Below are 26028 nucleotides of genomic sequence, written 5' to 3'. Positions count from 1 at the left end.
ACCGCCGGGCACGCGTCGACGCGTCCGTGCCGGGCGGACAGCGGCTGAAGCAGCCTGAAAGGGAGACCGCCATGGACCGCTACCCGCCCATCGCCGACCACGGGCTCGTCGGAGACCTGCAGACCGCCGCTCTCGTGACCTCCCAGGGCGTGATCGACTGGTTCGCGGCGCCGCGCTTCGACTCGCCCAGTGTCTTCGCCGCCCTGCTCGACCACGAGAAAGGCGGCTACTTCCTCCTCGCGCCCGAGCACCCCGAGGGGACCTGGCGGCAGCTCTACTACCCGGACTCCGCCGCCGTGGTGACCCGCTTCATGTCACCCGACGGAGTCGGCGAGATCATCGACCACATGCCGGTCCAGCAGGGCCCGACGGCGACCGACCGGCACCGCCTGGTGCGCGTCGTACGCGCGGTACGGGGCACCGTACGCTTCCGCCTCGAATGCCGGCCGCGGTTCGACTACGCGCGCGCGACCCACGAACTGGACCTGACCACCGGCACCGCGACGTTCCGCGCTCCGGGAATGACCGCCTACCTCCAGGGCGGCATCCCGCTCGAACGGGACGGGCAGGACGTCCGGGGCACCATCACCCTGAACGCCGGGGAGTCGACGGCCGCGGTGTTCACCGTCTGCGCGCCGGGCGGCAAGGCGCCACCGCCGCCCACCACCGAGCAGGTCACCCAAGAGCTCTGGCAGGACATCGACTTCTGGCACGAGTGGGTGCGTACCTCGCGCTACCACGGCCGCTGGACGGAGATCGTGCACCGCTCGGCCATCACCCTCAAACTCCTCACCTACCACCCGACGGGCGCGCCGGTCGCCGCCGCCACCATGGGACTGCCCGAGCAGGTCGGCGGTGAGCGCAACTGGGACTACCGGTACACCTGGGTGCGGGACGGCTCCCTGTCGGTGCGGGCCCTGCTCGACCTCGGCTTCGTGGAGGAGGCGACCCGCTTCACCCACTGGCTGGGCGACCGCCTCGCCGCCCACGAGGGACCGGACGGCGAACCCCTCCAGATCATGTACCGGGTCGACGGCGACCCCCATCTGACCGAGGAGATCCTGGACCACTTCGAGGGCTACCGCCGCTCCTCCCCGGTAAGGGCCGGCAACGCCGCCTCCGACCAACTCCAGCTCGACATCTACGGCGAGGCCCTCTACGCGCTGGCCGAGGGCCGCGACGTCGGTGAACAGGCGGGCTATCACGGGTGGAAGGGCCTGGCCGGCACCCTGGACTGGCTCGCCGACTCCTGGGACCGGCCCGACGAGGGCATCTGGGAGACCCGGGGCGGACGCAAGGACTTCACCTACAGCCGGGTGATGTGCTGGGCCGCCTTCGACCGCGGCCTGAAACTGGCCCACGAGTTCAGCAGACCGGCCGACACCGCCCGCTGGACCCGGGCCCGGGACGCCATCCTCGAACAGGTCATGGAGCGCGGCTGGAACGAGAAGGAGCAGGCCCTGGTCCAGCACTACGGCGGCGACGTCCTGGACGCCTCCCTGTTGCTCGCCCCCCGCGTCGGATTCCTGTCCCCCCGCAGCCCCGGCTGGCTCAACACCCTCGACGCCATGGATCGTGTCCTCGTCTCCGACAGCCTGGTCTACCGCTACGACCCCGAGGCCTCCCCGGACGGACTGCGCGGCTCCGAAGGCACCTTCAGCCTGTGCACGTTCCTCTACGTCGACGCCCTCGCCCGCGCGGGACGCCTCCCGCAGGCCCGCTACACCTTCGAGAAGATGCAGACGTACGCCAACCATGTCGGCCTGTTCGCCGAGGAGATCGGCCCCAGTGGCGAGCAACTGGGCAACTTCCCGCAGGCCTTCACGCATCTCTCCCTCATCATGGCCGCGACGACGCTGGACGACGCGCTCGACCGGCACGCGGCCTGAACGCGGGGATCCCGGGCCCCTGCGGCAGCAACTCCGTGGTCACGAAAGACACCACGGTGGCCAGCACGATCACGGGCACCGTTTCCGAGTTGCCCACCATGAGGACGACCAGCACCACCGTGCTCACGGGCAGTCGCAGCGCGGCGGCGCACGCGGACGCCATCCCCGCCGCCATCCCCGCCACGACGCCGAGTCCCGGCAGGGGCGACAACAGGACGCCCGCCGCTCCGCCCAGGAACAGGGACGGGAAGGTCGGACCGCCGCGAAGGCTTCCCAGGCAGAGCGCGTACGCGACCCCCTTGAACGCCAGGACCGCCACCAGACTGCCGACCGGCCACGCATGGGGGCTTTCGGCGAGCTGGGTCAGTGCGGCCTGGCCGGACAGGGAGACCTCGGACGGCGAACGGCCGGTGATGCCGGCGTAGAGAGCAGCGCAGCCCGCCGCGCCGAGTGCGCAGAGCACCGTGTTGCGCAACGGATGCGCGGACACGAAGCGCGCTGCGATCCGTCCGCCCACCACGATCCAGTGGACGGCCGCCCCGATGACGAGCGCCATCAGTGCCGACCAGACCACGTCCCCGGTGTCGAGGGGTGGCGGGGCGGGCAGCCCGATGTCGAGGCTCCCGGTCTTCAGCCCCGTCCAGTGGCCGAAGCCGGTGAACACGATGGCACCGATCCCGCTGGACAGCAGGGCCGGAAGCATCACCGTGAACAGCTGCGGTCCGCCGACTCCGGCCACTTCCATGAGCATCACGGCCGCCACGAGCGGACTGCCGAAGATCGCGGCGATGGCTGACGCGGCACCGGCGGCACCGAGCAGCGTCGTGCTCGCCTCGGTCGCCGGAGCGCGTGCGAGATCCCGGAACGCCAGGGCCAGACCGGCGCCGAGGGCGATCAGGGGTGCCTCGGGCCCGAGCACGGCGCCCAGCGGCAGGCTGGCCAACGCGGCGAGGACCACACCGGGGACGGCGGCTCTCGAGGCCCCTCCGGAATGCAGGCCCGCCGCCGGAATGTGCCCGCCGCGGCCCGGAAACCGCAGGACGACCAGGGCGACGACCGCACCTGAGACCAGCGCCAGGGGGAGGGGCCACCACCACGGCGGATCCGTCCACCCGAGATCGTGCGGCCAGTCCTTCCAGATCAGGTTCTCCAGCTCATGGAGCAGGACGAGGAACCAGAACGCGACCAAGGACACCGGGATCCCGATCAGGCCGCAGAACACCAACGCCCGCCGGTACTCGGGCCGGCGCAGCATGTTCCTCAACTGGTCGGCCTCTTGGGGCTGGCTTCCCGGAGCGGTCCCAGCCTCTCCCGGCTTCTGCTCGGTGATGGCTCTTCTCCTGAGTCTGCTGGGTCTGCTGAGGTGTCTGGGTCTGCTAGGTCTGCTAGGTCTGCTGGGGTCTCATGGGTCTGCTGGTCTGAGGGGCGGCGATCGGCCCGGAAGCAGCGCGAGATTACCCACCAGATCACGCGATATCGCTCCGAGCCCCGCTGCCATGCCCCAAACACCTCCGGATGGACGCGCGGCAGGGAGGCAGCGCGGGGCAAGCGTGTCCCCGGGAGACCACCGGGGTACCCGGTGACCTGGTGAGACGAGGACTGTCACAGGGACGGAGTGACGACGCGATGAGAGCTGCTGACGAGCTGCCCGTGCTGCGGACCCTCGGTGATCTGGCAGAGCTGGTGGAACGGAGCCCCCACCTCTATGTGCGCTGGTCGCGAGGGCCCGTAGCCGACGAGGAATCCGCCGCGAGCAGGGACGGCCTCACGGGCGTACGCATGCCAGGGCTGTCAGCCAATCCGCTCGACGTGGAGTCCTGGTGGGAGGACCGGCCGGTCGAGGTGTGGGTCGCCCGCCGTCTTTACGACTACTCGCACCTTCCACGAGAGAAGGGCGCGGGAGTACGGCCATGGGTCCTCCGCGGCCGGGTGCAGGGGCGAGGGCCCGACAACGAGCCGTTGGTCCGGGACGTGCAGCCCATCAGCTGGATCGACGAGAGGGTCATGGAGGAAGCGCAGGCCGCGGTGGTCGACCAGGAGGGGGCATGGGGGCCGATGCGGCGCGAGGGCACGTGAGCACAGGTGCCGGCGCCGATCCGGGGTACTCGGCTCACCGTCCATGATCCGCGCGACGGGAGGGCATCCGCGCCCGTCGGAAATCCGAGGAAGGCGAAGGCCATGAGCACACTGAAGGAAGCGGTCGAGGTCGCCGTTCCGATCCATACCGCGTACAACCAGTGGACACAGTTCGAGGAGTTCCCGAGGTTCATGGAGGGCGTCGAGGAGGTGAGTCAGCTCGACGACACCCACAACCACTGGACCACCAAGATCGGCGGCGTGCGGCGGGAGTTCGACACGGAGATCGTGGACCAGCTCGCGGACGAGAAGATCGCCTGGCGCACGACCGGCGGCGACGTCAAGCAGATGGGCATGGTGCGCTTCCAGAGCGTGGACAACCTGCACACCCGCGTGGAACTCATCATGGACATCGAAACGAGCGGGCCGGCGGAGAAAGCAGCCGACATGCTCGGAGTGATGGACCGGCGGGTCAAGGGCGACATGCGGCGCTTCAAGGAGTTCATCGAAGCCCGCGGCGGTGAGTCCGGTGCGTGGCGCGGCCGTGTCACTCCGGGATGAGAGCCGCACCGTCCCGAGACCAGCCATGGATGAGCCGCACTGTCCCAAGACCAGCCACTCGTCACCGTGAATTGTCCGCGCTTCCCACCGCCCCGGAGGGCGGTCGGGAAGCGTCTGTTCGGCGGCCGGCCGTAGGAGCCTGCCGTCGACTTTGCTCATCCTTTACCATGGGTCGGAAGTGCAACGCCCTCGTTCGGCCCGCCGAACCGAGCTGCACGGAAGCCGTACGGAAGTCGTACCGAGAAGGAGTCGTAGGACCGCAATGGGTGAGCCTCCCAGTATCAGCCGTGCCACACCCCGTCGGCCGCGTCACGCGGTCACTGAGGGTTCGGGGGTGGCGCGGTGACCGAGGTCCTGCTGCTCCTGCTGGCCCTCCTGCTCACACTGGCCTGCGCGGTCTTCGTCGCGGCCGAGTTCTCCCTGACCACGCTGGAGCGCGGTGACCTGGAACGGGCCGTCGAGGCGGGTGAGCGTGGCGCCGAGGGCGCGCTGAAGGCCGTGCGCCGGCTGACCGTCCAGCTCTCCGGCGCCCAACTCGGCATCACGGTCACCTCGTTGGTGATCGGCATGCTCGCCGAGCCGTCGCTCGCGGCACTGCTGCGCGGGCCGCTGACGGGTCTGGGCCTGGGCGGTGCCGCCTCGTCGGTGGCGAGCGTGCTGGGCGTGGCGGTGTCCACCGTCGTGCTGATGGTGGTGGGCGAACTGGTGCCGAAGAACTGGGCGATCTCCCGGCCGCTGGCCGTCGCCAAGGTGGTCGCAGGTCCCCAGCGCGGCTTCACCGCCGCCTTCGGCCCGTTCATCGGGCACCTGAACAACACCGCCAACCTCTTCGTACGGCGCTTCGGCCTGGAGCCCGCCGAGGAGCTGGCCTCCGCGCGCGGCCCCGAGGAACTGGTCGCGCTGGCCCGGCACTCGGCCGCCGAGGGCGCCCTGGAGGCGGATTCCGCCGAGTTGTTCGTGCGCACCCTGCACCTGGGCGAGCTGACGGCCGAGAACGTGATGACCCCGCGCGTCGACGTCAAGGCGCTCGAAGCCCACGCGACGGCCGCGGACGCCGCCAACCTCACCCACGCCACCGGCCTGTCCCGCTTCCCGGTCTACCGCGACAGCCTGGACGAGGTCGTCGGCACCGTCCACATCCGCGACGTTCTCGCGCTGGAGCCGGACAGGCGCCTGGTCACACCGGTCACGGAACTCGCCACCGAGCCGATGCTGGTGCCCGACACCCTGCCCGCCGACCGGCTGCTGGAGCGGCTGCGTGCGATGCGCACCATGGCCGTCGTCATCGACGAGTACGGCGGCACCGCGGGCGTGGCGACCATGGAGGACATCGTCGAGGAGGTCGTCGGCGCCGTCCGCGACGAACACGACCCCCTCGAACTGCCCGACCTGCTCCCCGCCCCCGCCACGGCCGAGGGCCGCGCGGTGTGGGAGGCGGACGGCGGCGTCCGCCTCGACCAGCTCACCGGCATAGGCCTGACGGCGCCCGACGGGCCGTACGAGACCGTCGCCGGACTCATCGCCACCCGCCTCGCCCGCATCCCCGCCAAGGGGGACACCGTCGACCTCGGCGGCTGGCAGCTCGACGTCCTGGACGTCGAACACCATCGCGCCGACCGGATCCTCATCATCGAACCGGCCCCGGTGCCGGCCCAGGCGGGGGAGAAGTCCCGATGACCGTCCTGCAACTCGCCATCGGCGCTCTGACCCTGCTGACCAACGCCTTCTTCGTGGGCGCCGAGTTCGCCATGATCTCCGTACGCCGCGGCCAGATCGAACCGCGCGCCCAGGAGGGGAACAAGCGAGCCCGGATGACCCTGTGGGGTCTTCAGCACATCTCGGCGATGATGGCCACCGCCCAGCTCGGCATCACCGTCTCCTCGCTGGTGCTGGGCGCGGTCGCCGAACCGGCCATCGCGCACCTGCTGGAACCCGGCTTCGCGGCGGCCCGCGTACCGGACGGCCTGGTGCATCCGATCGCGTTCGTCATCGCGCTCACCGTGGCGACGTATCTGCACATGCTGATCGGCGAGATGATCCCGAAGAACGTCGCCCTGGCCGCGCCCGTCGCCACCGCGCTGCTGCTCGGTCCGCCCCTGGTGGCTCTCACCCGGGCCCTGAAGCCCGTCGTCTTCGGCATCAACGCCTTCGCCAACTCGCTGCTGAGGCTGCTGCGGGTGGAGCCGAAGGACGAGGTGGAGTCCGTGTTCACCGACGACCAGCTCGCCCGCATGGTCGTCGACTCCAGCGAGGCCGGGCTGATCGGCCCGGCCGACGGCGAACGGCTGCGCGACGCCCTGGAACTGGGCACGCGTCCGGTGGGGGAGATCCTCGTCCCCGCACAGCGGATGCGCACCGTCGGCCACACCGTCACCCCCGCCGAGCTGGAGCGGACCGCGGCCGACGCGGGGTATTCCCGCTTCCCCGTCACCGGCCCCCGCGGTGCCCTGCTGGGCTACCTCCACATCAAGGACACCCTCGGCGTCACCGACCGCGACCGGCCCTTTCCGCGCGGCGCCCCGCACCCGGTCACCCGGGTCCGTATCGACACCCCGCTGGACGACACCCTCACCGCCCTGCGCGCCGACGGCAGCCACCTGGCCGCGGTCACCGGCGAGAGGGGCGCGGTCCTCGGCTTCGTGACCATGGACGACGTCCTGTCCGAACTGGTCGGGCCGGCACCGGCGAGGGCCTGAGCAGGGGGTCGTCCGGCCCGGACAGGGGAGAGGCCCCGCCCCCTGTTCCGGGGCGGGGCCTCTCCGGTCGAACGGCCCGCGCGGGTCGCGCAGTCCCGCAGGCCGGTCAGTCGGTCAATCGGCGAGTCGGTCAGTCGCCGAGTCGGTCAGTTCGGCCAGTTCGGCCAGTTCGGTCAGGGCTGGACCGGCTTGCCGCGGCCCCAGGCCCAGGCGAGGCGGTCGGCGCCGGACTGGTTGGTGGTGGCCAGCCAGGGACGGTCGGCGGGGCCGGTGAGGGTCTGCAGGGAGTACGTGTCGTCGGTGCGCAGGCCCGGCCAGTAGACGGAGCCCATCTTGAGCTCGCGGAAGGTGTCGGTGACGGCCTGGACGTAGTTGACGAAGTTGTTGGAGGCGTCCGGCTTGTTGTAGTCGAGGCCCGTGGTCATCGGGGCGCCGAACTCGTCCGCTACGGTCCGGTTCGCGCAGTCGCCGATGCGTACCTTGAGGTCGTCCACCCACTGGTCGTAGGTGGCGTAGTCCTTCCAGAAGCCGTAGTGGTGCAGGGACAGGTAGGTGCCCTTGAGGCGCGGGTCGGCGCAGACCGAGGTGACGTGGTCGTTGTAGCCGGCGCCGCTGACGAAGACCCGGTCGCGCGGGACCGACGGGTAGGTCGCGAGCCACTTCGCGGCGATGTCGGCCCATGCGGCGTCGGTGTAGCCGTGCGGCTCGTTCATCGGCTCGAAGTAGACGCGCTTGTCGTTCTTGTAGGCGTTGACCACGGTCTTCCACATGGGCCAGTAGGTGGCCTCGTTGTCGATGAAGCCGTCCTTCTGGGCGCCCGTGCCCTCCCAGTAGGACACGATGACCTTGAAGCCCTGGTCGGAGGCCGCGTCGATGACCCCGCGGTACGACTTCCAGTAGGAGCCGTTGACCGTGTACGGGTTGATGGGCAGCCGCACGGTGTTGGCGCCGAGGTTGGCGCGGAACGCCGAGATGATCCGGGTCGCCTTCGCGTACGTCTGCCGGTAGGTGTCGGAGAGCGACAGACCGGACAGGACGACCGGGTCGTCGGCGAAGTTGTCGCGCGGGTCGGCCCAGTTGACGCCCTTGAACTGGGTCGTGTCCATGCGCGGCGCGGCGGCGGAGGCGGGGCTGCCGGCCAGGGTGGTGCCGCTGACCGCGGCGATCGCGACGGCCACGAAGACGGCACGAAGCCTGGGGGTGAGGCGGGTTCTGCCGGGGGTCTTGCGCATCAGCTTGCCCTTTCAGGAGATGGCGGCTCGGCGCGTGGGGGAGTCTGCGCGTGCGGGAGCGGCCGTCGGGGAGGACCGGTGGGTGCCCCAAGCCCGGGGTCAGGGATGTCGCTGCGGCTCCACCGGTCGCGCTGCGGTGTTTGCGTAAACACTCTCGAACAAACGATCGGTGTTTACGTAAACATCGCGGCGCCGGAATCGTGGCATCCGGCATCGTGCGCGTCAAGGTTTCCGGCGCGTAACGTCTCTCGCCCTCCGGCCGGAGCGTCGCGCGGGACAGGAGTCAGCCGGGATCGCGAGGGGTATGCCGGGGGCAATGGGATCGAAGACGAAGCACGGCCGGCCGCGGCCCGCCCCCATGAATGTGCGGGGCGGGCGTCCTCTCCGGGGAGTAGCTGGACCCTCGCGGGTCCTGCTCCGGGGGCAGGGCAGGTGCCTCCACGGGCACGATGTGCCTCGCCCCCGCGAGGACGAGGCTGGTCGCATCGGGTGCGGGGTGGCACACCTCGTACCCGTCGAAGGCTTGAGGAGGGCGTCATGAACCGTCAGATCCGTGTGCGTGTCAGCCGTAGGCCCGCTGCTCCGCGCGATGTGAAGATCGACCGGAGGACGCCTTCGGGGCGGATCCTGCCCTACTGAGCCCGTCGCTGGTGCCGGAAGTCGCCGCTGCTGAGGCCGAGTTCGTTCTCGACCTCAGCGTCCGCGGTCGGCGATCGCCGTCTTCAGCGCCGTACGGACATGCTCCGGGGGCGGCGCGCCGTCGCTCCCGGTGCTGGCGGTGACCGCCGCGGCGACCGCACGGAGTTTGGTGTTGGAGAGCTGGGAGGCCTGTCGCAGGATCGTCCACGCCTCCTCGGAGGTGCAGCCCTGGGTGGCCATGAGGATGCCTCGGGCCTGGTCGATCACCGGGCGGGAGGCGATCGCGTGGCGCAACTGCTCGACCTCCTCCTCCAGCAGTCGCAACTGCTCCGCGCGCTCCAGGGCCACCACCGAGGAGGACGACGGGTTCGGTTCCGCGGCGCGCGTGGCGTGCAGCGGGTCGGTGGTGTCCAGGCCGGCCAGTTCCAGGATGCGGCGCGGCTGACCGTCCCAGTTCACGGTCGCCACCGGCACCCCGTGCAGATGGGCGTAGTCGCCGAGCGTCTCCAGGAACTGCAGCCCCGCGGTGTCCATGAAGACCACCCCGGTCATGTCCAGTTCGACCAGGCCCAGGCCTGTCGGCAGCTCGGCCAGCTTCTCGGCCAGGATGTCCGCGCACCCGCGGACCAGTTCTCCTAAGGGAGCGAGCACGGCTCGGCCCGCGTCCACGCGACTCTCGATGACCAGGGCGTCCGCGCGCCCCGCGAGAGGTGTGTGTGCCGCTGAGGTCATGTCCCCGCCTTGTAGTTCACGGACAGTCTTCATGACGTAGCCTGCCCCATTACCACCGGACCGCTTTCGGAGGGGTGAGGGGGCGCTGAGGGTTCGCCTGCCCGCCGTGCGGAGACCTACACACCTTCCGCAGGAATGTCAGGGAGGTATGTGGGTATGTGCGTTCCGTCCGGGAAGAGTGGGGAGACGGTGTGGGAATCCGGTACCAGGCACCGTCCGTCGTCGTTGGCGCGGCGCCGGAGCTGACGGTGTCCCCGCTGACCACGCGCAGCGGGCTGCGCGTGTCGGGAGAAGTGGGCCTGGCGACGCACGAGGTGTGGGAACGTGCGCTGGAGCAGGCCGTGCGCGAGGACGGGGATGTGTACTACCTGGAGTTGTCCGCCGTGACGTTCGTCGATGTCGCGGGCGTCGGGGCGCTGGCCGCGGTCGCCCAGGAACTGGGGGACGGACGGCGGATGGTGCTGCACCAACCGCCGCCGGCCCTGCGACGCGTGCTGGACCTGTTCTGGCCCGACCTGTCGTCGATCGAGGTGGCGAAGTCATGAGTTCCGTGGCCCAACCCTTCGAGCCGACCCAGCCCTTCGAGCCGACCCAGCCCTTCGAGCCGTTCGACCCCGTCGACACAGCCGAGCCCCTCGACGCCGACGGGCCCAGAGATCCCTTCGTCCACCCCGCGTTGTTCTACGCCGACGAGCGGGAGTACCTCGCGGGCACCGTGTCCTTCATCCGTGAGGGACTGCGGGTGGGCGACCCGGTGGCGGTCTCCGTACCCGGGGACAACCTTGCCCTCATCCGGGACGGACTCGGCGCCGACGCCGACGCGGTGCGCCTGATGGACATGACGGAGGCCGGGCGCAACCCCGGCCGGATCATCCCCGGCGTCCTGCGCGCCTTCGCCGACGCCCAGCCGCCCGGTCGCCGGGTGCGCATCATCGGCGAGCCGATCTGGGCGGGTCGCAGCGACACCGAGTACCCCGCCTGCGTCCAGCACGAGGCGCTGATCAACGCGGCTTTCACGGGCCGCACGGTGAGCATCCTGTGTCCCTACGACACCCGGCGGCTGGCCCCGCAGGTCATCGCGGACGCGTACGCCACCCACCCCACGATCATCCACGCCGGCACCGGACCGCAGTCGGACAGCGGAGCCTACGACCCCGACGAGGTCGTCGCCCGCTACAACGAGCCGCTGGCACTCGTCCCGGACGTGCCGGCCTTCAGCTTCGACGCGGACTCGCTCTCGCACGCCCGGCACGTCGCCACCGACGCGGCCGCCCAGCTGGGCCTGACCGGCGTACGGCTGCAGGACCTCGCGCTCGTCACCGCCGAGCTGACCACCAACAGCGTGGTGCACGGCGGCGGTTCGGGCGCGCTCAGGGTGTGGGCCCAGGACGGGAACGTGGTGTGCGAGGTGCGCGACAAGGGGCGGCTGGCGGATCCGCTGGCGGGCCGCAGGCCCGCGTCCCGCGACCAGCGCGGCGGCCGGGGGCTGCTCATGGTCAACCTCGTGTCGGACCTGGTGCGGATGCACACGGGGGCGGCCGGGACGACCGTGCGCTGCTGGTTCGCCGTCTGACGGTGTGTCAATGCGTGTGCGGTGTACGGGCGTTGCTCAGGAGGCCAGCGGGTTCAGGACCAGGGGTGCGATCTTGCCCTCCAGCATGTAGCCGAGGCCCTGCACGGCGCACACGTCGGGCCGATCGGCGATGTGCACGGGTACGCCGGTGGCCTGGCGCAGCATCTGGTCGAACCCTGGGAGGAGGGCGCTCCCGCCGACCATCATGATCCCGCGGTCGGTGAGGTCGGCCACCAGGTCGGGCGGGCAGTTGCGCAGCACCCGGCCGATGCCGTCGAGCACGGCGGTCAGCGGGGTCTCGATCGCGTCGCGGACGGCGGCGGTGTCGACCTGGACGGAACGGGCCAGACCGGTGGCCACGTCCCTGCCGTGGATCTCGGTGGAGGCCGGGCCGTGTGGGGTCAGGCCGTTCTCGGAGAGGGCGAGTTGCAGCGGCCGTACGGACTGGCTGGGCAGCACCAGTTCGTGATGGTGCCGTAGGTGCTGCACGATCGCGTGGTCCACTGCCTCGCCGCCGATGGGAATGCGCTCGGCGGTCACGATCGACCCGAGGGAGATCACGGCGACCTGGGTGGCGGCGGCCCCGCACATAAGGATCATGGTTGCCTCGGGCTGTTCCACGGGCAGTCCGCAGCCGACGGCGGCGGCGATCAGCGTGTCGACGAGCTCCACGCGCCGTGCGCCCAGCCCGACGAGCGTCTCGATCGTGGCGCGCTGGGCCAGCGGGTCGGCGTCGTGCGGGGTGCAGGCGGCGGCCCGCAGCCGGGGCTTGCGGCGCAGGGCGCGGCGGACCTTGTCCCCGATCAGGTGCCGCAGCATGCGCTGCGCCATCTCGATGTCGACGACCGTGCCGCCGGAGACGGGCCTGACCACGCGGATGTAGTCGGGTGTGCGGCCCGTCATCCTCTCCGCGAACTCGCCGACCGCGATCAGTGCGCCGGTACGGGTGTTCATGGCGGCGGCGGACGGCTGGTCGACGACGAGCCCGGCCCCCTTCACGTACACCCGCGTCCTCGCCGCACCCAGGTCGACGGCGAAGTGACAGCGGCGCAGCTGCTCCAGACTGGCGGTCATGGCAGGTCCTCCCGAGAGCACAGACCGTGGGCCGCCGAGCGGCGGTCTCCTAGGCATCGTGCGGCGGGCGCGGGAGGGGGCGCGCCTTGTGGTGGGCCGGGCGGGGGGCGGCCGAATGGGGGGTTCAGGTGCCATCTCTGTTGTAAATCCGCCCCAAGGGGTCGCGTCAGAGAGAGCGGGCGGCTTCCAGGACCGGCGCCAGGGACGGGACGGTGATCTCGCAGCCGGCCTCACGCAGGCTCTGGTCCACGGTCGGGTTCCGGGCCAGGCCGATGAAACGGAGCCCGATCTGCCGGGCGGCGCTGAGCTCGGCGACCGTGGAGGCGATCAGCATGCCCGGTGGCAGCGTGAGCGTCGGGAGCGTGCAGGAGGCCGTCGGGGTGCGGCGTCAGCAAGGTCAGATCGTCGGCGCGGTCGGCCACTGAAGGAAGATGCCCCCGGACTGTCCCGGGGGGGCATCGTTACGAACCGTGCTTGCGGTTGCGGTTGCGGTCGAGGTTGTCTCCCGCCGCATGCCGGACCACGCCCAGTTCGGCCAAGTCCTGTGGCCGGATGCGGAGTTGGTCCGCCGTTGCCTCGATCTCCCGCTCCGGGCGCTTCAGGATCGCGGCCGCGAGTTCGGGGGCGATGACCGAGAAGTAACTGTCCGGTGTGGCCCAGGTGTTGCCCGGTGCGGCCAGGGCCAGGGCGCCGCCGGAGCCGCCCTCTCCGATCAGCAGCGTGGTGACCGGTGTGCGCGCGGCGGCCACCGCGGCGAACACGTCCGCGATCGCCGCGCCTGCGCCCTGCCGTTCGGCCTCGGCGTCGTTGGCCGCGCCGGGGGTGTCCACCAGGGTGAGCACGGGGATGCCGAGCCGGTCCGCGAGGCGGATCAGCCGGGCGGCGGTGCGGTAACCGGCCGGGCGGGTCGCCGTCCCGGTCTGGGCGGCGTACGCGACCGTACGGCCTTCGTGCTCGCCGAAACCGCACCGCATGCCCTCGGGGTCGGTGCCGCCGCAGCGGTCGCCGCTGATCGGGAGGCGATGGGTGAAGTAGGCGTCCAAGTAGCTTTCGGCGCGCGGGCGTTCCGGTGCGCGGGTGCGTCGTACCGCCTCCCAGCCGGTGGCCGGGAGGTCCGTCGCGCCGAGGGGTCCGGGGACCGGCGCGGGTTCTCGGGACGGTGCCGTCAGCAGGCGCAGCCACCGGCCGAGGGTGTGGCGCAGCTCCTCGGGAGCCACCACCGCGTCGACCGAGCCCGCGGCCACCTGGGCCTCGGCGGTGTACGCCGCCGGGTCCGCGTCCGCAGGGCGGACCCGGGAGCCCGCGAAGCCGACCTGGGCGCCGGGCAGGGCGAGGATCACGTCGGCGCCCGCGCCGAGGGTGGCCCAGCCGCCGCCCGTCGTCGGGTCCCGCAGGACCGCGATCTGCGCCAGTCCTGCCTCCCGGGTGAGCGTCGACTGCCGTGCCACCCGCTGGAGTTGGGTCAGCGCGAGCATGCCCTCCTGCATCCGGCTGCCGCCGGTGGCGATCAGCGGGACCACCGGCAGGCGGTGTTCGCGGGCGTACGTGTACGCCGCCTCCAGCCGGTCGCCGGTGCGTTCGCCGAGCGAGCCGCCGAGGAAGCCGAACTCGAAGGAGACGAGGACGGCGGTCACGCCCTCGACCTGCGCGGTGCCGCAGACGACGGACTCCTGCTCGCCGGTGCGTTCGGCGGCCCGCTCGCGCGAGGCGTCGTAGCCCTGCCAGCGGAGCGGCCCGTCGGGGCCGCCGTCCCGTGCCGGGTACGGGAGTTCGGTGAAGGTGTTCTCGTCGGTGACGAGGGTCAGGACCTCGCGTGCGGTCAGGCGCTCAGCCATGGCCCAGCGCCCGCTTCATGATCTTCCCCATGTCGTTGCGGGGGAGGGCGTCCAGGTGGTGGACGACCCGGGGGCGCTTGTGCGGGGCGAGGCGCCTGGCCACATGGTCGGCCAACTCCTCGAGCGCCGGGGGTGACTGGGGGTCGGCGGGCACCACCCAGGCCACGATCCGCTCGCCCAGGTCGGGGTCCGGTTCCCCGGTGACCGCGGCCTCCCGGACGCCGGGGTGCTCGAGCAGCGCGTTCTCGATCTCCCCGGCACCGATCTTGTAGCCGCCGCTCTTGATCAGGTCGGTGGCCTTGCGGCCGACGATACGGACGTAGCCGTCGGGGTCGCGCACCGCCATGTCCCCGGTGCGGAACCAGCCGTCGGAGGTGAACGCGGCGGCCGTGGCGTCGGGGCGGTTGAGGTAGCCGGTGAACAGGTTCGGGCCGCGCACCTGGATCTCGCCCACGGTCTCGCCGTCGTACGACGCGATCGGTGAGCCGTCGTCCTCCACGAGCCGCAGCTCCACACCCGGCAGCGGGACGCCGACGGTTCCGGCGCGTGCCTCGCCGTCCGCGCGGACGCCGGTGTTCATGAGGGTCTCGGTCATGCCGTACCGCTCGACGACGCGCTGCCCCGTCGCGGTCGTGATCCGCTCGTGGTCGTGCACCGGCAGCGCGGCGGACCCGGAGACGAGCAGCCGGGCCCGGCTCAGTGCCTTGGCCAGCGCGGGATCGTCGGGGAGGGCCTCCGCGATCCGGTGGTACATCGTCGGGACGCCGAACAGCATGGTCGCGCCGTCGGTCAGCTCGCGCGTCACGCCTTCCGTGGTGAACCGGCCGAGGTGGCGCACGGATCCACCGCGCCGCAGCGGGCCGAGGATGCCCAGGACCAGGCCGTGCACGTGGAACAGCGGCAGCCCGTGCACCAGCACGTCGGCGCCGGTCCACTGCCAGGCGTCGGCCAGGGCGTCCAGGGTGGCGGCGATCGCCCGGCGGGGGATCACCGCGCCCTTGGGCGGGCCGGTGGTGCCGGAGGTGTAGACGACGAGGGCGGGGTCCTCGTCGGACGCGTCGGTGTCGGGGAGCGGGCCGCCAGCCGCCACCCCCGCATCCGCGCCGGGGTCGATGCCGACATCGACGCGAGGCAAGTCCCGCAGCGCGGCCGGGAGTTCGTCGCCGGGCGCGGCGAGCACCAGGGCGGGCTCGCTGTCGGTCAGGATGTGTCCGAGCTCCTTCTCCCCGGACTTCGGGTTGAGCGGTACGGCGGCGACACCGGCCCGGAGCGCGGCCACCACGGCGACCGCGGTCTCCAGTTCCGAAGTCGCCCAGACGGCCACCCGGCTGTGGCCCGTGAGCCGGTGCGCCAGCGCGTCGGCCACGGCGGCGAGTTCCGCGTACGTCAGGGAGCGGTCGCCGAACCGCAGGGCGGGGCGGTCGACCGGGCCGTGGGCCGAGTCGTCGGCCGAGACGAGGGTCAGGCCCTCGGTCAGGGCCTCGGTCAGGGCCGGGAAGAGAGAGGACACGCGTCGTACTCCTTAACTACTGAACGGACACCGGCTGTTGCGGTCTGTGGTCTACCCCCAGCCCGGCACGACCATCACCAGCCACGCCACCGCGGGTACCACCGCCACCACGATGCCCCCGTACACCATCAACTGCCTGAAGAAACGCTCGCGGTCGACGTCCGGGGCGGCGGCCAGCACCAGGGCGCCGTTCGTCGAGAACGGGCTGACGTCCACGACCGTCGCCGACACGGCGAGCGCGGCCACCATGCCGACCGCCCCGATCTCACCCTGGGCGAGGAACGGCACGGCCAGCGGGATCAGCGCGCCCATGATTCCGACGGAGGAGGCGAACGCGGACACGAGGGCGCCGATGTAGCACAGCAGCACCGCGGCCAGCAGCGGGACACCGATGCCGCCGACGCCCTCACCTGCCCACTTGATGGTGCCCATCTGGTCCAGGACACCGACGTACGTCAGGACACCGCAGATCAGCAGCACCGTCGACCAGGCGATCTGGCCCACCGCGGCGCGGCTGTCGTCCGGCCACGCGGCGCTCAGCACGACGGCGAGGGAGATCGCGGTCAGTCCGGCGTCCAGGTCGAAGACGAGGACGGCGACGACGAGGGCGACCAGGGCGGCGAGGGTGGCGATGCGGGCGGGGGTGAGGCGCGCGGGGTCGGGGGCGTCACCAGGGGCCCCGGCCGTCTCCTTCTCGGCGGCGTCACCGGTGTCGAAGGCCTCGTCCGCCGCCACCGCTCCCCGCGCCCACAACGCCCGCCCGCCGAACACGACGAACACGACAGCCGCGATGGCGAGGTTGGCGAACAGCGAGGCGAGGAAGAGGGCGATCTCGTTTCCGGGGAGATGCTCGCGCTCGACGATGCCGTTGACGATCGTGCCGTAGATGCTGATCGGGGAGAAGCCGCCCGCCTGTGCGCCGTGCACCACCATCGCGCCCATGAGCAGCGGGCTGATGCGGTAGCGGGTGGCGAAGCTGAGGGCGATCGGCGCGACGATGGCGACCGCGGCCGGGCTGACCGCGCCGATCGCCGTGAGCGTGCCGGTGAGGGCGAACATCACCCAGGGGATCAGCGCCACACGTCCCCGGACCAGCCGTATCGCGGCGTGCACCAGCCAGTCGGTGGTGCCGTTGGCGCGGGCGATGGCGAAGAGATACGTGACGCCGACCAGGACGACGAACAGGTCGCCGGGGAAGCCGGCGAAGATGCCGTCCGCGTCGAGGTCGGCGACGAGTTCACCGACTCCGAAGGCGGCGGCGAAGGCGAGGGCGCCCATGTTGACGGAGCGCGTGGTGGCGATGACGAACACCACGACCAGGACAAGGATCGAGACGAGTTCGGGGGACATACGGGCTCCCGTCGTTGGGTCCCGGAGCGGTAGCGGGGCACAGGAAAGGTGGCTGAGTGGCTGAGCCACTTGGGGGGCGTTGGCGATCAGCGTGGGCGCGACCCGGGCGCCCGTCAAGGGGTCGCGCAGAAATTGGCTCAGCCACTCGGCCACAAGCGAGCCCGGTGTTACGCTCCGGACGAGAGGGGGACCCATGACCGACGCCCTGCGCCCCATGACGAAACAGCGCCTCTACGAGCAGGTACTGGACCGGCTGCGGCAGTACGTCGCCGAGGGCGGTCTGAAGGCCGGTGACCGTCTCCCACCCGAACGCGACCTGGCCCAGCGACTGGGTGTCAGCCGGGCCTCGGTGAAGCAGGCCATCGTGGTCCTGGAGGTACAGGGCCTGGTGGAGGCACGGCACGGCGGCGGCACCTACCTGGTCCGCGACAGCCTGGACGTCGAGCCCGTCGAGGAGATGGTCGAGCGGCGCCGGCGCCTCCCGGACGTCCTGGAGGCCCGCGAGGCCCTGGAGACGAAGCTCGCCGAACTGGCCGCCGAACGCCGCACCGAGGAGGACCTCGCGGCGATGCGGTCCGCGCTCGCGCACATGGCCGAGGAGATCGAGTCGGACGGCCACGGGATCGAGGGCGACCGCCTCTTCCACGCGGCGGTGACGGCGGCCGCCCACAGCAGCCTGCTCGCCGAGTTCATGCGCTCCATCGCCGAGCAGATCGCCGAGAGCCGCACCGAGTCCCTCCGCCAGCCCGGCCGCCCCACCCGCTCCCTCTCCCAGCACCGCGCCATCCTGGACGCGATCGCCGCACAGCACCCACGGCAGGCGGCGACGGCGATGCGCCAGCATGTGCGGACGGTGGCGAAGGTGCGGCTGCTGGACTGGGAGCCGGAGGAGGAGCGGTAGAGCGGGAGCAGGTGGCCTGGCGGGGCCGGATCACCAGGAGGAATCCGCCGCATCCTGGCGCCGGGCGGCGACGGAGCGCCGATCACGCCGCCCCTGGCGGGCCGACCGCCCCGCAGACGGGTTCACGCCTCGTCGAGTTCGGCGAGGAGGGAGAAGGTCAGTGCGTCGACCGGGCGCAGCTCGGTGGCGGTCTCCTCGCTGTAGGTGTTCACCATCCCCACCACCGCCGTCATGCTCTGCCTGCTGAACGCGGCACAGGTGCTGAATCCGCCGGTGGCGCCGGTGTGCCAGATCATGGTCCGGCCGCCGGACAGCGTGCTGAGGTGCCAGCCGAGCCCGAGCCGCAGTTTTTGGTCGACGGTGAAGTGGGGGCGCTGGGTCAGTTCGATCGCGTCCCGCAACGGCGAGCGCTCCGGACGTAGTTGTGCACCGAGATAGCGGAGCATGTCGCCCGCGGTGCTGTAGAGGGAGGTGCCCGCGCCACTGAGAACGGAATCGTGCCAGTCGGGCACGGGATCCCCGGCGAGGTGACCGATGGCCTTGCGTGAGGCCATGTCCGGCCTCAGGGCCGTCGTCGTGTCGGCAAGGCGCAGCGGTGCTGTCACCCAGCGCCGCAGCATGGCGTCGACGTCGTCGAAGGCCAGCGCCTGGCCGAGCAGGCCGAACCCGAGGTTCGAGTATTGGTGGACGCTGCCGGGCTCGGTGCCCAGGGTTGTCTCGGCGAGGCCGGCGGCAAGGTCGTCCAGCGTGTAGTGCGCGTACGGGTCGTACGGATCCGCTTCCGCGAGGAGGTTCGGCGGCAGCGAGGGCAGCCCGGAGGTGTGGGTTGCCAGGTCGGCCAGGGTGATCCGACGAGGGCCCTTGCGGGGGATGCGGAACCCAGGGGGCAGAACGAGCGGCGCGTCGAGGCGGGCCGTACCCGCATGTACGGCCCGTGCGAGAGCCGTGGCGGTGAGCGTCTTGCCTATCGAGCCGAGCTGGAACACCGTCCTGCCGTCGGGTGCCGGGCCCTCCTGGGACGCACCCGCTATGTGTCTCTGCGCGCCGCGGATGACTCCGCACACCACGCTGGGACTGCCGGCGGCCAACGCACGGTCCAGGTGACGCCGCACCCGTGCGGCCAGGTCGCCCTCGGCCGCAGCGGCGGTTCCGGGTAACAGCGACACGCCGGCCGCGGACGCCGTCCCGCCCAGGAACTTCCGTCGGTTCATGAACTAATCCTCCGTAGTCGTCAGGTCCGGCGCCGGCATCACCGCGGACAACAGCACGAGCAGCGGCACCACTCTGCCCGCGGGCACCCGGTACTGGCCGCGCCCCCCAGCCTGGAGCCAGCCGGCGGCGGTGAGTTGCTTGAGGTGGTGGTAGAGCTGCCCGGTGGTGTTCAGTCCGGCTGTCTCCTGCAACTCGGTCGCGGACCGGGTCCCTCGGAGCACCGCGCGCAGCAGGGTGAGCCGCATCGGATGTCCCAGCGCGGCGTAGGACGCGGCGTGGTCCGCCCAGTTCGCTTCGAGCAGTCCCTCCGTCGCCGCGCCCTGCTGCCATTCGTAGTGTTCGCCGGTGGGCAGGTCCAGCGCGCCGGTGAACAGCACCTGCCCGTCTCCGTCGAGTCGCCGGCGTAGCCCCTCAAGCGCCCAGAACACGTCGTCCCGGGGCGCCGCCGGTTCCAACTCCAGCCGCGACACCCGTTCTTCGAGCGCGGCGACTCGCTCCGCAAGGGAGTCATCAGCCATGCCTCGACATTACGTTATTCCGGAATAACGGAGCAAGGGGATTGGGGGCTCCGGGAGGTGGGCCCTCGCCCGGTCAGGCCGCCCGCTCCACCACGTCCGCCACCACACAGCTCACGTTGTCCGGCCCGCCGGACGTGTTCGCCTCGTCGACCAGGGTGCGGACGGCCTCGTCGGGGGCCGGGGAGGCGGCCAGCAGGGTGCGGATGCGGGCGTCGGGGACGACGGTGGACAGGCCGTCGGAGCACAGGAGGTAGCGGTCACCGGGGCGGACGTCGTGCAGGCGGAGGTCCAAAGCCGGGGGCGTGTCGGCCGTCAGGGCCTTCAGGAGCAGGGCGCGTTGCGGGTGGGCGGTGGCCTCCTCGGGGGTGAGACGGCCCTCGTCGATCATCGACTGGACCACCGTGTGGTCGTGGGTGATACGGAAGAGGGCCCCGTCGCGCAGCAGGTACGCGCGGGAGTCGCCGATGTGGACCAGCGCGAGGCGGGAGCCCGTCCACAGCAGGGCGGTCAGGGTGGTGCCGATGTCCTCCGGGCCGGCCCCGGCGGTCGCCGCGAGGTCACGGAGCGCCTCCGTCGCGCCCCGCACCGCCTCCGCCAGGAGGTTGAGGACCTCGCCCGCCGGCACGTCCTCGGTGTCCAGGAACCTCAGGGCCTCCACGGCGGCGCCGCTCGCGGGCGCGCCCGCCGGTCCGAAGCCGTCCGCGACCGCGAGCAGCCGGGTGCCCGCGTACGCCGTGTCCTGGTTGGCGGGGCGGACCCGGCCGCGGTCCGACTGGGCGAAGTAGCGCAGTTCCAGCATGGTGGTGTCCTTCCTCGGTGCCGCTGTCAGCTGGTCCACGAGGAACGCGGCGAGGTCCCGCCGTGCGGCCGTCTCCGTCTCGACCAGCGCCCAGTAGGCGCGGATCTCCTCGGCGGCCGCCGAAGGCGTGAGGGCGCACACGTCACGGATCCGGGCCAGCGGCATCCCCAGCCGCCGCAGCCACGCCACCAGGCGCGCCCGCTCCAACTGCCCGGCCGCGTAGTACCGGTATCCGGTCTCCGGGTCGACCCGCGCCGGACGCAGCAGCCCCAGTTCGTCGTACAGCCGCAGCGCCTTCGGCGACAGCCGGCACGCCTTCGAGAAGGCGCCGATCGTCAGCAGGCCGTCCATGCGTCGTAGCCCCCGGTCCCGTCCGAGCCCTTCGGCTGCCTTTGTTCCCCGCCACCGATGCTGGGGCTTCACCCATGGGGAGGGTCAACCAGGTGGTCGCGGTTGCCGGGGCGCCGGTTAGCCTGCCAGTCGCGCACCGTTCGAGAAGGAGCCCGCCGTGCCCCGTATCGCCCTCGTCACCTACGACCCCCGGCCCAAGCCCAGCAAGGACCGTGACCTGCCGGTGCTGCTGGCGGCGCTGCGTGCGGCCGGGGCCGAGGCGGAGGCCGTGATCTGGGACGACGCCGGGGTCGACTGGGCCGGCTTCGACCTCGCCGTGATCCGGTCCACCTGGGACTACAGCTGGCGGGCCGCCGAGTTCGTGGCGTGGGCGCTCAAGTGCGGCACGATGACGCGGCTGGCCAACCCGGCCCAGGTGGTGCGGTGGAACACCGACAAGCGGTACATAGGGGAGCTGGCGGCGGCCGGGGTGCCCGTCGTCCCCACCCAATACTTCGCCCCCGGGGATGTCGTCGACCTTCCCGCGGACCACGAGTACGTCGTCAAGCCGACCTCCGGGGCCGGCGCCCGGTACGCCGCCCGCTACACGCCCGAGCAGCACGACACCGCCGTACGCCATCTCGCGCACCTGCACGAGGAGGGGCTCACCGCGATGGTGCAGCCGTACATGAAGGGCATCGACCTGCACGGCGAGCGGGCGTTGCAGTTCTACGGAGGGCGGCTGCTGCACGCCAGCCGCAAGCGGGCCGTCCTCGCCTCCGGCACCGCCTACGACGCCGACAAGGTCGCCCACCCGGGACTGGAGCCGTGGACCCCGACCCCGGCCGAACTCTCTGTCGCCGAACGCGCGTTGGCCGCCGTACCGGACGCCCCCGAGCTGCTGTACGCCCGGGTCGACCTCGTGGACGGGGAGGACGGGGAGCCGCGGGTGATGGAGCTGGAGCTGGTGGAACCGAACCTGTTCCTGAGCCTGCATCCGGGGTCGGTGCCGGCGGTCGTGACGGCGATCCTTACGGCGGCAGGCCAGGACGTTTTCCAGCCCGGTCCCAGGGCGCGTATCGAGCCGTGATCAGTTGGTGGTCCGGGTGAGGTCCTTGATCCAGATCATCGAGGCGCGCAGGTGGAGGCCGGCGAGGTGGCTGTCCGGGGTCTTGTCGTAGGCGTGGATCGCTTGCTCATGTGCTCCTGCCACTCAACCTGGGCCGCGCCTCCGGGACCCGAACGTCTTGGTCCGGACTGTCCAGCTCAGCGGGGAACTTCACCCTTGTTCTTCGCAGGGAATCCCGGCCTTCAGGCCGGGCGGGAATGCGATCCTCGGCCCGGAGGCGCGAAGCGCCGGAGATCTCTGCTCTTCGGGGCGACGGTCAGGCTGGGCGCTTCTGGTTCTCGATGTACTCCTTGACGATGCTCAGTGGTGCGCCGCCGCAGGACCCCGCGAAGTAGGACGGGGACCAGAACACGGATGCGGTGCCGATCCGGTTGATCCGGCCCGTGTACTCCGCGCGCAGATATCGGGAGCTGACGCCCTTGAGGGAGTTGACGAGCTTGGACAGGGCGATTTTCGGCGGGTAGTGCACGAGCAGGTGGACGTGATCGCCTTCGCCGTTGAACTCCTGGAGCTGGGCGCCGAAGCTCTCGCACACGTCCCGCATGATCGCCTCGCAGCGCGTCAGCATGTCGTCGTTGAAGATCTCACGCCGGTATTTGGTGACGAACACCAAGTGGGCGTGGAGGTTGGAGATGACGTGGTTTCCCCGTCTGATGTCGGGATCTGGTTCCCAGCGCGGTGACATGCGCCAAGTATAGTAGGATCGAGGGGACTTGACCGGAGGGGGTGGGCTTGGGGTGATCCGTGCGTACAAGTTCCTCATGCGGCCCACCGTCCGCCAGGAGCAGGCGCTGGTCGAGATGCTGCGAGATCACTGCTCCCTGTACAACGGGGCGTTGCAGGAGCGCCGCGACGCCTGGCGGCACCCATCGAAGACCACCGTCAGGTACGGGATGCAGTCGGCGCAGCTCAAGGAGATCCGGGCGTTCGACCCGGAGCGTCAGGGCCGCTGGTCGTTCAGTTCACAGCAGGCCACCCTGCGCCGTCTCGACAAGGCGTTCGCCGCGTTCTTCCGCCGGGTCAAGTCCGGTGACACCCCGGGCTATCCGCGTTTTCGCGGGGTGAACTGGTTCGACACGGTGGACTTCCCCAAGGACGGGGACGGCTGCCGGTGGAACTCCACCCCGCACGACCCCGTCACCCGCGTCCGCCTCCAGGGCGTCGGCCACGTCAAGGTCAACCAGCACCGCCCGGTGGCCGGCCGGGTCAAGACCATCTCCGTCAAGCGCGAGGGCCGTAAGTGGTTCGTCGTGCTGACCGCTGAGCAGGACCAGCCGCAGCCGCTGCCCGCGACCGGCAGCGTGGTCGGTATCGACCTGGGCATCGCCAACTTCCTCGCCGACTCGAACGGCGATTTCGTGCCCAGTCCGCGCCACGGCCGCCGTGCGGCCGCGAAACTGGAGGCGGCGCAGCAGGCCCTGTCCCGGTTCCCGCGCCGCAAGGTGAAGGACCGGACCGCCAACCACCAGCGCGCGGTGGACAAGGTCGCCCAGCTGCACGGCAAGGTGCGGCGCCAGCGGCTCGACCACGCACACAAGACGGCGCTCGGCCTGGTGCGAGCGCACGACGTCATCGCGCACGAAGACCTCAAGATCCGCAACATGAGCAGGGCCCCCGCACCGAAGCCCGACCCCGACCGGCCGGGCGGCTTCCTGCCCAACGGGGCCGCCGTGAAGGCCGGGCTCAACAAGTCGATCAACGATGCCGGATGGGGGGTGTTCCTGACGATCATGCACGCCAAGGCTGAAAGCGCCGGACGGGAAGTGATCGCCGTGGACCCCCGCAACACCTCCCGCACCTGCCCCGAATGCGGGCACACCGCCAAGGAGAACCGGCCCACACAGGAAAAGTTCCACTGCGTCACCTGCGGCCACCACGCGCACGCCGACACCGTGGCAGCCACCAACGTATTACGGGCCGGGCTGGTCCGTCGCGACGCCAACCCGGCGTAACGAGAAGCCCCCGGCTTCAGCCGGGGGAGGAGTCACTCGGACGGTTTCCTGAGGGCATGCCGTTCATCGTCGCGCACCGGCCGCTCCCCAGGACGGCGCCCGTCGGGAAGGAAGAACACCGAGTTGATGTACCGGGGGCGGTCCCGGAAGGGCAGGACGCGGCGCAGCAGGCCGTGCGTGACCACGTACGAGGCCATCGACTGGTGGGACTCCAGGGGGAAGCCGGAGAGCGGCACCCAGGTGTCGCGGGGCAGCACCCAGCCGTCGTAGCCGAGCAGGGTCAGATACGTCACCACCGGCGCGATCGGCTGGATACGGGACTCCAGTTCGACGAAGAGGGCGGGGCGGTCGCGGGCCAGCAGACCGGTCGCCCCGCGCAGCACCGCCAGCTCGCTGCCGTCCACGTCGATCTTGATGAAGTCCACGTCACGCAGCCCCAGATCGTCCAGGACCACACAGCGCACGTCCACCGCACGGCCGTGGATGTCCCGGCGGACCAGCGAGGAGACCCCCCGGTCGCCCGCGTCGTCCGACGGCAGCCACAGCCGGGCGGTGCCGGGCTGGTCCGAGGCCGCGGCCTGGATCACCCGGACGTTCGGCGGGGCCGCCGAGGTCAGCAGCCGCGCCAGATGCGGCACCGGCTCCACGGTCACCACCCGGCGGGCGCGTCCGGCCAGGCGCCGCGTCCAGGGGCCGTACCAGCCGCCGACGTCCACCGCCGTGCCGCAGCCCGGCGGGCACAGGTCGGTGAGCCGTGCCAGTTCCGGTTCGAAGCGCGGGTACACGGCCCGGGCGGCCGCGGCGACCAGCCGGGTGGGCAGATGGGGGGCCAGTCGGGCCGCCCAGGTGCGCGCGGGGCCCGTCACGGGGTCATCCGCTTCAGGAGGTCGTCGTGTTCGTCGTCGGTGACCTGCTCCCCGGAGGACGGCAGCAGCTGCGGGATACCGTCCACGATCGGGTAACGGCGGCGCAGCCGCGGGTTGTAGAGGGCCTCGGCGTGGTGCGGGCCGTCCGGACCGCCCGGTGCGACGAGGTGCAGCGGGCCCTTGTCGAGCGGGCACGCCAGGATGTTCAGCAAGGGGTCGTCGGGTGTCACGGTGGGGTCAACTCCTTGGCGGTGATGGATGGTTGGCGTGCCTTGTCGTGCTTGGGCATGCTCAGCAGCACGGAGACGGCGAGTGCGGTGCCCGCCAGGCGCAGGGTGAGCCTGAGGGGGTCGTGCGGCAGTGCCTCGCCGAACGACAGCGTGCCGAGCACCGCCGTGAACAGACTGGTCACCGTCGTGCACACCGGCACGATCAGCGAGGCCCGGCAGCGTTGCAGTGCTGCCTGCGACATGACCAGGCCGAACGCGCCGGTGAAGAGCAGGAGATAGGGGTACGGGGAGCGCAGCAGGTCGAGGACCGCGCTCTGGAGCCCGCTCGACGTCAGGCAGCTCGACACGCCTTTGATGGCGAGCGAGCTGACGCCGTACAGCAGGCCCACCGCGACGCCGTACTCCACGCCCGTGGTCGGCGCGCGGTGGCGGTGCCGGGTGCGGCGCTCGGCCGAGTTGTACAGCCACACGCCCGCGGCCAGCGACGGCACGCACACCAGCAGGATCAACGGGTACGGCGCCTCCTGGCCGACCCGGTCGGAGTCCTCGTTCAGCGACAGCACGACCATGAGCAGCGCGAGCAGGATCGCGCCCAGCGCGTAGCGCTCGCGGCCGGTGGTCTCCTCGCCGAGCAGCCGGGAGGACAGCAGCACGAGCAGGACCAGCCCGGAGACGAAGATGCCCTGCGCGGCGGCGATCGGCAGCGTGCGGTACACGGCGAGCTGCGCGCCGAACCCGGAGGCGAGCGCCAGCGACCCCCCGACCCACAGCGGGCTGCGCAGCACGAGCCCGAGGAGCCGGGCGGGTTGCCGGACACTCACCTCCGGCAGGGCGGCGAGCGCCCGCTTCTCCAGGACGAATCCGGTGCTGTAGAGGACGTTCGCGAGCAGGGCCGCGGCCACTCCCCACCACATCGCCCGGGCC

26 protein-coding genes are annotated in these 26028 nt (G+C 71.4%); 10 read left to right on the top strand and 16 right to left on the bottom strand.

Translation table 11 applies throughout. The features are described 5' to 3' along the window. Positions 1-71: 71 nt before the first annotated feature. Positions 72-1889, top strand: coding sequence for a glycoside hydrolase family 15 protein (locus OHA64_RS14885; protein WP_405613077.1), 1818 nt, complete (start codon positions 72-74; stop codon positions 1887-1889). Here the strand turns inward: OHA64_RS14885 and OHA64_RS14880 are convergent. Continuing rightward, the gene (locus OHA64_RS14880; RefSeq protein WP_405613075.1) at positions 1840-3144 is read right to left on the bottom strand and encodes a chloride channel protein; all 1305 of its coding nucleotides are present in this window, start codon (positions 3142-3144) and stop codon (positions 1840-1842) included. The genes OHA64_RS14885 and OHA64_RS14880 overlap by 50 nt on opposite strands. Positions 3145-3515: 371 nt before the next feature. Here OHA64_RS14880 and OHA64_RS14875 point away from each other — a divergent pair, with 371 nt between their 5' ends. The 4 genes from OHA64_RS14875 to OHA64_RS14860 all read left to right on the top strand — a co-directional run bounded on the left by OHA64_RS14875 (position 3516) and on the right by OHA64_RS14860 (position 7222). Next, a complete protein-coding gene (locus OHA64_RS14875; RefSeq protein ID WP_405613073.1) occupies positions 3516-3965 on the top strand; it encodes a DUF6098 family protein in 450 nt (149 codons plus the stop codon). Between the two features lie 102 nt (positions 3966-4067). Next, positions 4068-4526, top strand: a complete 459-nt coding sequence (locus OHA64_RS14870; RefSeq protein ID WP_405613071.1) for an SRPBCC family protein — start codon at positions 4068-4070, stop codon at positions 4524-4526. 342 nt (positions 4527-4868) lie between these two features. After that, complete coding sequence (locus OHA64_RS14865) at positions 4869-6203, top strand: hemolysin family protein (RefSeq protein WP_405613069.1); 1335 nt, start codon at positions 4869-4871, stop codon at positions 6201-6203. Then, a complete protein-coding gene (locus OHA64_RS14860) occupies positions 6200-7222 on the top strand; it encodes a hemolysin family protein (RefSeq protein WP_405613067.1) in 1023 nt (340 codons plus the stop codon). The genes OHA64_RS14865 and OHA64_RS14860 overlap by 4 nt, the downstream gene beginning before the upstream one ends. 173 nt (positions 7223-7395) lie before the next feature. Here OHA64_RS14860 and OHA64_RS14855 read toward each other — a convergent pair whose 3' ends face one another. After that, positions 7396-8454, bottom strand: coding sequence for a glycoside hydrolase family 5 protein (locus OHA64_RS14855; protein ID WP_405613065.1), 1059 nt, complete (start codon positions 8452-8454; stop codon positions 7396-7398). 693 nt (positions 8455-9147) lie between these two features. Continuing rightward, positions 9148-9825 carry an ANTAR domain-containing protein gene (locus tag OHA64_RS14850; RefSeq protein ID WP_405613063.1) on the bottom strand — a complete coding sequence of 226 codons (678 nt, stop codon included), beginning with the start codon at positions 9823-9825 and terminating at the stop codon, positions 9148-9150. Positions 9826-10016: 191 nt separating this feature from the next. On the opposite strand from OHA64_RS14850, the gene OHA64_RS14845 reads away from it, so the two are divergent. Together OHA64_RS14845 and OHA64_RS14840 are read left to right on the top strand one after the other, a co-directional pair. Further along, the gene (locus tag OHA64_RS14845) at positions 10017-10370 is read left to right on the top strand and encodes an STAS domain-containing protein (protein WP_405613061.1); all 354 of its coding nucleotides are present in this window, start codon (positions 10017-10019) and stop codon (positions 10368-10370) included. After that, positions 10367-11398 (top strand): anti-sigma factor RsbA family regulatory protein, encoded by a 1032-nt coding sequence (locus OHA64_RS14840; protein WP_405613059.1) that lies wholly within the window; start codon positions 10367-10369, stop codon positions 11396-11398. Before OHA64_RS14845 ends, OHA64_RS14840 begins: the two co-directional genes overlap by 4 nt. A 36-nt stretch (positions 11399-11434) precedes the next feature. On the opposite strand, the gene OHA64_RS14835 is transcribed toward OHA64_RS14840, so the two are convergent. From OHA64_RS14835 to OHA64_RS14815, 5 genes are all read right to left on the bottom strand, one after another. Beyond that, positions 11435-12472 (bottom strand): rod shape-determining protein, encoded by a 1038-nt coding sequence (locus OHA64_RS14835; protein WP_405613057.1) that lies wholly within the window; start codon positions 12470-12472, stop codon positions 11435-11437. A 166-nt stretch (positions 12473-12638) separates the two neighbouring features. Beyond that, positions 12639-12806 carry a hypothetical protein gene (locus tag OHA64_RS14830; protein WP_405613055.1) on the bottom strand — a complete coding sequence of 56 codons (168 nt, stop codon included), beginning with the start codon at positions 12804-12806 and terminating at the stop codon, positions 12639-12641. A gap of 127 nt (positions 12807-12933) precedes the next feature. Beyond that, positions 12934-14307, bottom strand: a complete 1374-nt coding sequence (locus OHA64_RS14825) for a carboxyl transferase domain-containing protein (protein WP_405613053.1) — start codon at positions 14305-14307, stop codon at positions 12934-12936. After that, positions 14300-15817 carry an acyl-CoA synthetase gene (locus OHA64_RS14820; RefSeq protein ID WP_405613051.1) on the bottom strand — a complete coding sequence of 506 codons (1518 nt, stop codon included), beginning with the start codon at positions 15815-15817 and terminating at the stop codon, positions 14300-14302. Before OHA64_RS14820 ends, OHA64_RS14825 begins: the two co-directional genes overlap by 8 nt. Before the next feature lie 51 nt (positions 15818-15868). Beyond that, positions 15869-17167, bottom strand: coding sequence for an SLC13 family permease (locus OHA64_RS14815; protein WP_405613049.1), 1299 nt, complete (start codon positions 17165-17167; stop codon positions 15869-15871). A gap of 193 nt (positions 17168-17360) precedes the next feature. Here OHA64_RS14815 and OHA64_RS14810 point away from each other — a divergent pair, with 193 nt between their 5' ends. Further along, positions 17361-18068, top strand: a complete 708-nt coding sequence (locus OHA64_RS14810) for a FadR/GntR family transcriptional regulator (protein WP_405613047.1) — start codon at positions 17361-17363, stop codon at positions 18066-18068. Between the two features lie 122 nt (positions 18069-18190). Here OHA64_RS14810 and OHA64_RS14805 read toward each other — a convergent pair whose 3' ends face one another. The 3 genes from OHA64_RS14805 to OHA64_RS14795 form a co-directional block, all read right to left on the bottom strand. Beyond that, positions 18191-19279: a serine hydrolase domain-containing protein gene (locus tag OHA64_RS14805; RefSeq protein ID WP_405613045.1), complete on the bottom strand. Its 1089-nt coding sequence runs from the start codon at positions 19277-19279 to the stop codon at positions 18191-18193. A gap of 3 nt (positions 19280-19282) precedes the next feature. Then, complete coding sequence (locus OHA64_RS14800; RefSeq protein WP_405613043.1) at positions 19283-19798, bottom strand: ArsR/SmtB family transcription factor; 516 nt, start codon at positions 19796-19798, stop codon at positions 19283-19285. Positions 19799-19871: 73 nt separating this feature from the next. Next, positions 19872-20948, bottom strand: coding sequence for a MerR family transcriptional regulator (locus OHA64_RS14795; RefSeq protein ID WP_405613041.1), 1077 nt, complete (start codon positions 20946-20948; stop codon positions 19872-19874). A 157-nt stretch (positions 20949-21105) separates the two neighbouring features. Here OHA64_RS14795 and OHA64_RS14790 point away from each other — a divergent pair, with 157 nt between their 5' ends. Then, positions 21106-22017, top strand: a complete 912-nt coding sequence (locus tag OHA64_RS14790; protein WP_405613039.1) for a RimK family alpha-L-glutamate ligase — start codon at positions 21106-21108, stop codon at positions 22015-22017. On the opposite strand, the gene OHA64_RS14785 is transcribed toward OHA64_RS14790, so the two are convergent. Further along, entirely contained in the window at positions 22018-22140 is a 123-nt protein-coding gene (locus OHA64_RS14785; RefSeq protein WP_405624441.1) for a hypothetical protein, read from the bottom strand. It abuts the gene before it with no gap. 172 nt (positions 22141-22312) lie between these two features. Further along, positions 22313-22741: an IS200/IS605 family transposase gene (tnpA, locus tag OHA64_RS14780; RefSeq protein WP_405613037.1), complete on the bottom strand. Its 429-nt coding sequence runs from the start codon at positions 22739-22741 to the stop codon at positions 22313-22315. Between the two features lie 52 nt (positions 22742-22793). Between tnpA and OHA64_RS14775 the strand changes: the two genes are divergently transcribed. Next, complete coding sequence (locus OHA64_RS14775; protein WP_405613035.1) at positions 22794-24008, top strand: RNA-guided endonuclease InsQ/TnpB family protein; 1215 nt, start codon at positions 22794-22796, stop codon at positions 24006-24008. 32 nt (positions 24009-24040) lie between these two features. Here OHA64_RS14775 and OHA64_RS14770 read toward each other — a convergent pair whose 3' ends face one another. Genes OHA64_RS14770 through OHA64_RS14760 form a run of 3 tightly spaced genes read right to left on the bottom strand, consistent with a single transcriptional unit; the run spans position 24041 to position 26006 of the window. Continuing rightward, positions 24041-24874, bottom strand: coding sequence for an FkbM family methyltransferase (locus OHA64_RS14770; protein WP_405613033.1), 834 nt, complete (start codon positions 24872-24874; stop codon positions 24041-24043). Continuing rightward, positions 24871-25104: a Trm112 family protein gene (locus OHA64_RS14765; protein ID WP_405613031.1), complete on the bottom strand. Its 234-nt coding sequence runs from the start codon at positions 25102-25104 to the stop codon at positions 24871-24873. Before OHA64_RS14765 ends, OHA64_RS14770 begins: the two co-directional genes overlap by 4 nt. Continuing rightward, entirely contained in the window at positions 25101-26006 is a 906-nt protein-coding gene (locus OHA64_RS14760) for a hypothetical protein (RefSeq protein ID WP_405623979.1), read from the bottom strand. The genes OHA64_RS14765 and OHA64_RS14760 overlap by 4 nt, the downstream gene beginning before the upstream one ends. Between the last annotated feature and the right edge of the window lie 22 nt (positions 26007-26028).

The sequence above is a fragment of the Streptomyces sp. NBC_00076 genome (genome assembly GCF_045041235.1).
Taxonomy (GTDB): Bacteria; Actinomycetota; Actinomycetes; order Streptomycetales; family Streptomycetaceae; genus Streptomyces.
The sequence above is the reverse complement of the archived record's forward strand: the minus strand, read 5'-3'. Positions and strand labels throughout refer to the sequence as shown.